This window comes from Novosphingobium sp. B 225 (assembly GCF_002198665.1).
In the GTDB taxonomy this organism is placed as follows: Bacteria; Pseudomonadota; Alphaproteobacteria; order Sphingomonadales; family Sphingomonadaceae; genus Novosphingobium.
Genome location: NZ_MWLM01000055.1, coordinates 41,195 through 49,875 on the forward strand (window position 1 = coordinate 41,195; position 8,681 = coordinate 49,875).

An 8,681-nucleotide genomic window follows, 5' to 3' on the forward strand; every position below is an offset into this window, starting at 1 on the left:
CCATGACCGCGCTGTCGCAGGAGGAAGCCTTTGCGCGAATCCGCCTGCTGCGTTCACCCAATGTCGGCCCGGTCAGCTACCGGCAATTGCTGCGCCGGTTCGGCACGGCTGTTCTCGCGCTTGAAGCATTGCCCGATCTCGCCGGGCGGGGCGGCGCACCCTATCGCCCGGCTGCGGAGCAGCGCGTAGCGGATGAAATCGCCCGGGTCCGGCAGACCGGCGCGCGCTATCTATTCCACGATTCACCAGACTATCCCGCCCTGCTGGCCGAACTGGACAGCGCCCCGCCGATCCTGACTGCGCGCGGCGATGCTGCTTTGGCGGCGCGGCCCTGTGTGGCGATCGTCGGCGCGCGCAATGCTTCGGCAGCGGCGGTCAAGCTGGCGCGGCAGTTTGCGGGCGAATTGGCAGAAGCCGGCTTTGTCATCGCATCGGGGCTGGCGCGCGGGATCGATGGCGCGGCGCATCAGGCCAGCCTGGCGGGCGGGACGATCGGCGTGATCGCCAGCGGGATCGACGTGGCCTATCCCCCGGAACACGCCGACTTGCAGGAAGCCATCGCTACGCAAGGCCTGCTGCTGGCCGAACAGCCGGTGGGGACCGAGCCGCTGGCGCGGCACTTCCCCTCGCGCAACCGGATCATCGCCGGGCTGGCCGCCGGAACCCTGGTGGTCGAAGCCGCGCCCAAAAGCGGATCGCTGATCACCGCACGGCTTGCGGCAGAGGCTGGGCGTGAAGTGATGGCCATTCCCGGATCCCCACTCGATAGCCGCGCCCAGGGCTGCAACCAGTTGATCCGCGACGGCGCGGTGCTGGTGCAATGCGCGGCGGATGTTGTGGAGCTGCTGTCCGGCTTTGACGGTACGCCGCGCTCCACCTTTCGCGACAGTGCGCCGCTCCAGTCCTATGTGGCAGAGGAACTGGGCGACGAACCGGCCGACATTGCGGCCTTACTTACCGTCGCCCCGGTCGCGGTCGATGAACTGATCCGGCAAAGCGGCGCGGCCCCTGCGGCGGTGCAACTGGCGCTGCTGGAACTGGAACTGGCGGGTCAGCTCGTCCGTCATGCGGGCGGGCGGGTCAGCCGGGCTGGTTAGATTGATGGGAGAAGCAAGGATGGACAAGTTTCCCGCACGGATGTTCCGCTGGGCCGCGATCTATGGCGTGATCGTGCTGCTGCCGCTGTACTTCACGCCGCTGCCGCCGCTCGGGGCCGAAACCTTTCTGGGCTTTGTCGGTCTGGCGCTGGTGTTCCAGTCGGTGTTCTGGATCATCGGCAGCGATCCGGTGAAGTACCGCGCGCTGATGTTACCGGCTGTGGCTGAAAAGTTGGTGTTCGGCCTGCCCGCGCTCATGCTCTATGCCCGGGGTTATCCCGTTCCGCCGCCGGTTGCCGTGTTCGCGGCAATCGACGTGGCGCTGGGAATCGGGTTCTATCTCGCCTGGCGGCGCACCCCCTCTTGACGGGACCGCATCCGGGCTTCCACCCTCGCGCGTACACATACACGTGAGGAACCGCGCAAGCCATCATGCAACTTGTCATCGTAGAATCCCCCGCCAAGGCCAAGACCATCGAGAAGTATCTGGGCAAGGACTACAAGGTTCTCGCCAGCTATGGCCACGTCCGCGATCTGCCGCCCAAGGACGGTTCGGTCCGCCCCGACGAAGGCTTTGCGATGGACTGGGAGCTGTATGGCGACAAGGCGCGGCAGGTGAAGGCGATCACCGATGCCGCCAAGGGCGCCGACCGCCTGATCCTTGCCACCGACCCTGACCGCGAGGGCGAGGCGATCAGCTGGCACGTGCGCGAGCTTCTGGCCAAGAAAAAGGCGCTACCCAAGGAGGTGGAGCGGGTCACCTTCAACGCGATCACCAAGGACGTGATCCTGGCCGCGATGAAACAGCCGCGCGAGCTGGATCAGGACCTGATCGACGCCTACCTCGCCCGCCGCGCGCTCGATTACCTGTTCGGCTTCACGCTTTCGCCGGTGCTGTGGCGCAAGTTGCCCGGGGCGAAGAGCGCGGGCCGGGTCCAGTCGGTCGCGCTGCGGCTGATCGTTGAGCGCGAGCGCGAGATCGAGGCGTTCCGGCCGCAGGAATACTGGTCGGTGATCGCCAGCCTCGAACATCTCGGCACGCAGTTCGCGGCGCGGCTGGTCAAGTTCGACGGCGAAAAGCTCGACAAGCTGACGCTGGGGGACGCGGGCAGCGCGGCGCGGGCCAAGGCCGTGGTCGAGGCGGGGAGCTTCCGGGTCGAGGAGGTCGATGTCCGCCCCACCCGGCGCAATCCCTGGCCGCCGTTCACCACCAGTACCTTGCAGATGGAAGCCGCGCGCAAGCTGGGCTTTTCCGCCAGCCACACCATGCGCGTGGCGCAGAACCTGTATGAAGCCGGCGCGATCACCTATATGCGGACCGACGGAGTCCAGATGGACTCCAGCGCGATTTCCGCAGCGCGCAAGGCGATCAGCGATCGTTACAACAACGGCCACTATCTGCCGGAAAAGCCCCGGCATTACGAAACCAAGGCCAAGAACGCCCAGGAAGCGCACGAGGCGATCCGGCCGACCGATTTCGGCAAGGACCACTATGGCAGCGGCGACGAAGCGCGGCTTTACGAACTGATCTGGAAGCGCGCGATCGCCAGCCAGATGGCCTCCGCAGCAATCGAGCGCACCAGCGTCACCCTGCGCGACGGCACCGGCAAGCATGAACTGCGCGCCACCGGGCAGGTGATCAAGTTCCCCGGCTTCCTCGCGGTTTACGACGAAACGCTCGACCAGAAACCGGGCGATGACGAGGACGAGAGCGGCATGCTGCCGGTGCTTAACACCGGCGACACCCCGGCCAAGCGCGGGGTCGATGCCAGCCAGCACTTCACCCAGCCGCCGCCGCGCTACAGCGAGGCGACGCTGGTCAAGCGGCTGGAAGAACTCGGCATCGGCCGCCCCTCGACCTACGCCGCGACGATCCAGGTGCTGAAGGACCGCAATTACGTACGGACCGAGAAAAACCGTTTCTTCGCAGAGGAATCGGGCCGCCTGCTGACCGCGTTCCTCGAACGGTTTTTCGAACGCTATGTCGCCTATCAGTTCACCGCCGGGATGGAGGACGAACTGGACGAAGTGTCCGGTGGCCGCGCCGGGTGGAAGCCCTTGCTCGAAGCCTTCTGGAAGGACTTCAAGCCCAAGAGCGACGAAGTGATGGAGAAGAAGCCCTCGGAAGTGACCGAGGCGCTGGATGAATTCCTCTCCGATTACCTGTTCCCGCCGAGCGAGGACGGCAAGGATCCGCGCAAATGCCCGAAATGCGAGGCCGGACGGCTGTCCTTGCGCGGGGGCAAGTACGGGGCCTTCGTGGCCTGCTCGAACTATCCCGAGTGCAAATTCACCCGTAAATTCGCCCAGCCTGGCGGCGCGGATGGGGGCGAGGACGGGGAACTGGGCAACCATCCCGAAACCGGCCTGCCGATCACCCGCAAGGTCGGGCGGTTCGGCCCCTACCTCGAAATGGGCAGCGGCAAGGATGCCAAGCGCGGCAACATCCCCAAGGATGTCGGCGAACTGACGCTTGACTGGGCGGTCAAGCTGATCGATCTGCCACGCGTGCTGGGCAATCACCCCGAAACCGGGGAGCCGATTGTTGCGAGCATCGGGAAGTACGGGCCTTATCTGCTGCATGACGGCAAATACGCCAAGCTGCGCGGCACCGCCGAGGTGTTCGAAGTGGGCATGAATGCGGCCGTGGTGCGCCTGGCCGAAGCGGCCGCTGGCGGGGGCAGGGGCACCCGCACCGCCGCCGAACCGCTCAAGACCTTTGGCCCGCACCCCGAAAGCGGCGGGGAAATGAAGCTGATGGCGGGGCGTTATGGACCCTACGTCACCGACGGCACCACCAACGCCACCCTGCCTCGCGACAAGCAGCCCGAGGCTTTGACCGCCGAAGAAGCGATCGTGCTGATCACCGAAAAGGCCGCCAAGGGCCCAGCCAAGAAGGGCGGGCGCAAGAAGGCTCCGGCCAAGAAGGCCGCGCCGAAGAAGAAAGCGGCGGCGAAGAAGTAATGGCTGAACAGTTCACCAAGCACCGTCAACCGTGGAAGGCCGATGAAGTGGCCAAATTGCGGGTGCTGGCGGGCAAGGGCAAGGGCCTGAAAGAGATCGCCAAAGCGTTAAATCGCAGTGAGGAATCGACCAAGGAGCGGGCCAAGATCGACGGGATCGGGATCGCCAAATTGCGGTGACATGCCGCCGGACAAGGTGACAACAAGGTTACACTGCGTCCGGGCAGAATATGCCGTTAGTTCAATTGGTTACGTGAAATAAAGTGACACGTGGCCTGATTCCGGAAAAATATTCCGGAACCGGGGATTTCGCGGGGTCTCAACGATGTCAAAGAACCTGTACGGCATGACAGATTCGAGGCTTGTAGGAAAGTTTTGCGTGGTGGGTTGAGGTGGTGAGGGGGGGTGCTGTTTCGCAGGCGTCCAAAACCCCTCCGTCTCGTCCTGCGGACGATCCACCTCCCCATTTGTGGCATTCGCCAAAAATGGGGAGGATCTATGCCCGCCGCAACGATCCTTCCCATTTTCACGTAGTGCAAATGGGGAGGTGGCAGCCCGAAGGGCTGACGGAGGGGTCCTTCTTCTTCCTTACCCCAACGTCGCAAACCAGATCACATGCTTCGGCCCCTTGCCGTTGCTGCGCGCCCGGACGGTCACTTCGTCCACGGCAAAGCCGCTTTTGGCCAGCCGCCGCGCGAAGACTTCGTCCTTGGCGGCGGACCAGATCGCCAGCACCCCGCCGGGGCGCAAGGCGGCCTGGGCGGCGCGCAGGCCGCGGGGGGAGTAGAGGCCGTCGTTGGCGGGGCGGGTCAGGCCATCGGGGCCGTTATCGACATCAAGCAGGATCGCGTCGAACCCGCCCGGTTCCTCGGCAATTTCGTCGATCACGTCGCCGTAACGCAGCTCCACGCGCGGATCATCAAGGCACCCGGCTTCCATGTGCGGCATATATTCCCGCGCCCAGAAGATGATTTCGGGCACCAGTTCCGCTACCACCACTTCGGCATCGGCCCCCAGCCGGGCCAGCGCGGCGCGCAAGGTAAAGCCCATACCATAGCCGCCGATCAGCAGCCGCAGACCTTTGCGCTGCCCCAGCCGGTCAAGCGTCTGTTCGGCCAGCGCAATTTCAGAGCCGCTCATCCGGCTGCTCATCAATTCATTGCCGCCCAGCACGATCATGAAATCGCGGTCATGCCGGAACAACCGCAATTCGCCGCCGCCGGGGATCTGGGCCGATCCGAGGAGTTCGCGCTGGATCATCGACCGGCCCCTTGCAGCAGTTTCTCCAAGGCATCTGCAATCGCGGCATGCGCGGCCGCGTTGGGATGCCATGGTGTGTTCGCATCAGGCCCCAGCGGTTTGGGGCCAGCGCTCCATGGCACCGCCGCACAGGGACTGTGATCGCGCGAAAGTTCGTCGGTATCGAGTACCTGTGCCCCCGTTTCGGCGGCGACACGGCGGGTGATGGTTGCCAGGCTTTCCCCCATGCTCCGGGTCAGCAATGCGCCTTCGGGTGACAGGTTAAGTGCCGGGCATGGAGCATCCGGAACCAGTTTGACGTATTGGACGAACACCAGCCTGGCTTTGGGTGCCTGGGCGTGAACCTTGCGCGAAATTGCCCGCAGGTTGCTTTCCAGCCGGGCATAGTCCTGCACTGTTGGCGGTTTCAAAGCCGGGCAGGGGTAAGTCTTGCCGTTATAGGTCAGGCCTTCGGAAGCATTGCAACTGGCCCCGCCAAGGTTCTGCATATAGCCCAGATCGTTCCCGCCAATCGTGATGGTTACCAGCCGGGTTGCGGCGTTGACCGCGGCGATCTGGGGGGCAAGTTCGTTCCACGGCCCCAACACATGGGCCGTCGTCGCTCCTCCGCAGGTTTGATCGTCGAGTTGCAGGCCAAGCCTTCCGGCAAGCAGCGTGGCGTAGTTTTTCGGGCTGCGGCCGCAGCGCTGCGGAGTGTCCGGCTTGATCCCGCCAATCGCTGTGCCAGCCGCATAGGATGACCCCAGCGCGACATAGCGCCCGCCAGAGGGAAGGCTGGTCACATGGGCGCATCCCGCCAATATGGCCAGAAACAGGCCTGCCGCTGCCAGCCTCATTTGACCCAATCCAGCCCGATTTCCTCGTAGATTTCCTTGTTGCTGTCGGCCCAGCCTTCCTCAACCTTGACGTGCAGGAACAAGTGGACCTTGCAGCCCAGCAATTCCGTCAGTTCCTTGCGCGCGGCTTCACCGATGGCTTTCAGCTTGCTGCCGCCCTTGCCCAGCACGATGCCCTTCTGGCTGTCGCGCGCGATCACGATCTGCTGGTGGATTTCAACCGAGCCGTCCTTGCGCGGGGTATAGCTTTCGGGCCGCACCGCGCTGTCATAGGGCAGTTCGTCGTGGAGCTGGCGGTAGAGCTGTTCGCGGGTGATTTCGCAGGCCAGCAAACGCTCGCTGGCGTCGGAAACCTGATCCTCGGGATAGTGCCAGTGGCCTTCGGGCATCAGCGCAGCGAGCCGGGTCTTGAGTTCGCCCACCCCGTCGCCGGTCAGGGCAGAGATGAAGAACACCTCGTCGAACTGGCCGTCCCCGGCAAGCGCCTGCGCCGCGATCAGCATCGGTTCCTTGGCCACTTCATCGACTTTGTTGAGCACCAGGATCTTGCGTTCCTTGCGATCAGCCAGGCTGGTCAGGATCGGTTCAAGGTATTCAAGCTTCTTCTTGCGGCCATCGACCACCAGCAGGATCGCATCAGCTTCCTGCGCGCCTTCCCAGGCGGCGGAAACCATCGCGCGGTCAAGCCTGCGTTTGGGTTCGAACAGGCCGGGGGTGTCGGCCAGGATGATCTGGGTCTCCCCTTCCAGCGCGATCCCCATCAGCCGCGCGCGGGTGGTCTGCGCCTTGGCCGAAACGATCGCCACTTTCTGCCCGACCAGCGCATTGACCAGGGTACTCTTGCCCGCATTGGGCGCGCCGAGCACGGCGATGAGGCCGCAATGTTGGGTCATGAAATTCGGCTCCGTCGTGCGGGGGCTTCGTCAAGCTCAGCCTGAGCGGGGATGGGGAATTGGATGAAGCACATTGCCCGTTCGGCCTGCGCTTGTCGAAGGCCCTGCGCCAGCATCACCCAAACCTCTGCATGAAGAGTTCTGCTGCCATGGTCTCGGCCTCGCGCATCGACGTGCCGGTGGCTTCGACTTCGCCAACACCCTTGACGCTGACTTCGACGAGGAAGCGGGCGGCATGGTCTGGCCCGCTGCGTTCGATCAAACGGTATTCGGGGACCTTGCGGCGGTTGCCGGCGGCCCATTCCTGCAGCGCGCTTTTGGGGTGCTTGGCCTGACCGGTCTTGCCGCCGACCTGATCGGCCCACAATTCGCGCACCATGTCGCGGGTGGCTTCAAAGCCATGAGTAACAAAACTTGCGCCGATCAGGGCTTCCATCACGTCGCCCAGGATATTGTCGCTGTCCTGCCCGCCATCGTCACGCGCCTGCTTGCCCAGCTGCATGTGTGCGCCAAGCCCGATGGAACGGGCGACCGTAGCGCAAGTGGTGCGGCTGACCAGCGCGTTGAGCCGCTGCGAAAGACGGCCTTCATTGCCCTGTTCCAAGGCATAGAGCCAATCGGCGATCACCATGCCCAGCACCCGGTCCCCCAGGAATTCCAGCCGCTGATAATCCCGCGGTGCGCCGGTGCTGCCATGGGTCAGGGCTTCCACCCACAGCGCTTCATCGATCGGCGGGCGTCCGGCGATACGGCTCAGGAAGGCGTGGGTTTCGGGGTTCAGCACGGGATCAGAAGGTCCCTCCCAACCGGCTCCAGCGCGCGGCGGAGAACCAGGTCCACGGCTTGAGCCATTCGGCGCTGCCATCGGTGGACCACCACATCACCGTCGCACGGCCGACCAGATTGTCCATCGGCACCAGCCCGATCCCGCGGCCCGGTTCGGCGGGGAAGCGGCTGTCTTCGGAATTGTCGCGGTTGTCGCCCATCAGGAACAGCGTGCCTTCGGGCACCAGTTTCGGCGGGTAATCATCCTGCGGGCGCGGACCCAGATCGAGCACTTCATAAGTGCGGCCGCCGGGCAGCGTTTCCTGATAACGCGGATAGATGCACACGTCCGTGCCATCTGACTGCTTCGAGGCGAATTGCGGGGAAGTGCAAGGATCACGGTTGTCCCGCTTGGCGGCGTCGATCATGTTCTGCGTCACCGGCAACACGAAATCGGCGATCCGCTGCTTGGGGATGGGGGTGCCATTCAGCACTACCTGGCCGGCCCGCATTTCCACGGTATCACCCGGCAGGCCGACAACCCGCTTGATATATTCCACATCGTTGAGCGGCGGCTGCTTGAAAATCACCACATCGCCGCGTTCCGGCGTGCGGGCGAAAATGCGGTGTTCGGGCAGCAAGGGCGCCGACCAGGGCAGCGAATAATGTGAATAGCCATAGGCCCACTTCGCCGCGACCAGATAGTCCCCGTTGAGCAGCCGGGGCAGCATCGATTCGCTGGGGATGTTGAACGGCGAAAAGATGAAACTGCGGAAAACCGCCACCATCACTACCAGCTTGAGCAGGAAGACGGGAAAACTGTCTTCCTTCTTCACCGGCTTGGCTGGGGTCGTTTCGGGGGCAGGG

The 8,681-nt window shown here is 64.2% G+C and carries 9 protein-coding genes; 4 read left to right on the plus strand and 5 right to left on the minus strand.

The annotated features are described in order from the left end of the window. Positions 1 to 2: 2 nt before the first annotated feature. From dprA to MNBBLIKP_RS09795, 4 genes are all read left to right on the plus strand, one after another. On the plus strand, positions 3 to 1,097 hold the full coding sequence (gene dprA, locus MNBBLIKP_RS09780; RefSeq protein ID WP_088309953.1) for a DNA-processing protein DprA: 1,095 nt from the start codon (positions 3 to 5) through the stop codon (positions 1,095 to 1,097). 19 nt (positions 1,098 to 1,116) lie between these two features. Next, the gene (locus tag MNBBLIKP_RS09785; protein ID WP_088309955.1) at positions 1,117 to 1,464 is read left to right on the plus strand and encodes a hypothetical protein; all 348 of its coding nucleotides are present in this window, start codon (positions 1,117 to 1,119) and stop codon (positions 1,462 to 1,464) included. A 65-nt stretch (positions 1,465 to 1,529) separates the two neighbouring features. After that, positions 1,530 to 4,061, plus strand: coding sequence for a type I DNA topoisomerase (gene topA / locus MNBBLIKP_RS09790; RefSeq protein WP_088309957.1), 2,532 nt, complete (start codon positions 1,530 to 1,532; stop codon positions 4,059 to 4,061). Beyond that, positions 4,061 to 4,240: a hypothetical protein gene (locus tag MNBBLIKP_RS09795; protein ID WP_088309959.1), complete on the plus strand. Its 180-nt coding sequence runs from the start codon at positions 4,061 to 4,063 to the stop codon at positions 4,238 to 4,240. Before topA ends, MNBBLIKP_RS09795 begins: the two co-directional genes overlap by 1 nt. Before the next feature lie 408 nt (positions 4,241 to 4,648). Here the strand turns inward: MNBBLIKP_RS09795 and MNBBLIKP_RS09800 are convergent, their stop codons facing one another. From MNBBLIKP_RS09800 to lepB, 5 genes are all read right to left on the minus strand, one after another. Continuing rightward, the gene (locus MNBBLIKP_RS09800; protein WP_088309961.1) at positions 4,649 to 5,320 is read right to left on the minus strand and encodes a spermidine synthase; all 672 of its coding nucleotides are present in this window, start codon (positions 5,318 to 5,320) and stop codon (positions 4,649 to 4,651) included. Then, positions 5,317 to 6,102: an SGNH/GDSL hydrolase family protein gene (locus tag MNBBLIKP_RS09805; protein ID WP_176399729.1), complete on the minus strand. Its 786-nt coding sequence runs from the start codon at positions 6,100 to 6,102 to the stop codon at positions 5,317 to 5,319. Before MNBBLIKP_RS09805 ends, MNBBLIKP_RS09800 begins: the two co-directional genes overlap by 4 nt. 50 nt (positions 6,103 to 6,152) lie before the next feature. Next, positions 6,153 to 7,049, minus strand: a complete 897-nt coding sequence (era, locus tag MNBBLIKP_RS09810) for a GTPase Era (RefSeq protein ID WP_088309965.1) — start codon at positions 7,047 to 7,049, stop codon at positions 6,153 to 6,155. 115 nt (positions 7,050 to 7,164) lie between these two features. Further along, entirely contained in the window at positions 7,165 to 7,833 is a 669-nt protein-coding gene (gene rnc / locus MNBBLIKP_RS09815) for a ribonuclease III (protein ID WP_088309967.1), read from the minus strand. Between the two features lie 4 nt (positions 7,834 to 7,837). Then, positions 7,838 to 8,681, minus strand: an 844-nt coding sequence (lepB, locus tag MNBBLIKP_RS09820; RefSeq protein ID WP_441339272.1) for a signal peptidase I, incomplete at its 5' end; no start/stop codon positions are given.

Coding starts and splice junctions, on each gene's coding strand:
- dprA (WP_088309953.1), top strand. CDS start 3: ATGACCGCGCTGTCGCAGGAGGAAGCCTTTGCGCGAATCCGCCTGCTG.
- MNBBLIKP_RS09785 (WP_088309955.1), top strand. CDS start 1,117: ATGGACAAGTTTCCCGCACGGATGTTCCGCTGGGCCGCGATCTATGGC.
- topA (WP_088309957.1), top strand. CDS start 1,530: ATGCAACTTGTCATCGTAGAATCCCCCGCCAAGGCCAAGACCATCGAG.
- MNBBLIKP_RS09795 (WP_088309959.1), top strand. CDS start 4,061: ATGGCTGAACAGTTCACCAAGCACCGTCAACCGTGGAAGGCCGATGAA.
- MNBBLIKP_RS09800 (WP_088309961.1), bottom strand. CDS start 5,320: ATGATCCAGCGCGAACTCCTCGGATCGGCCCAGATCCCCGGCGGCGGC.
- era (WP_088309965.1), bottom strand. CDS start 7,049: ATGACCCAACATTGCGGCCTCATCGCCGTGCTCGGCGCGCCCAATGCG.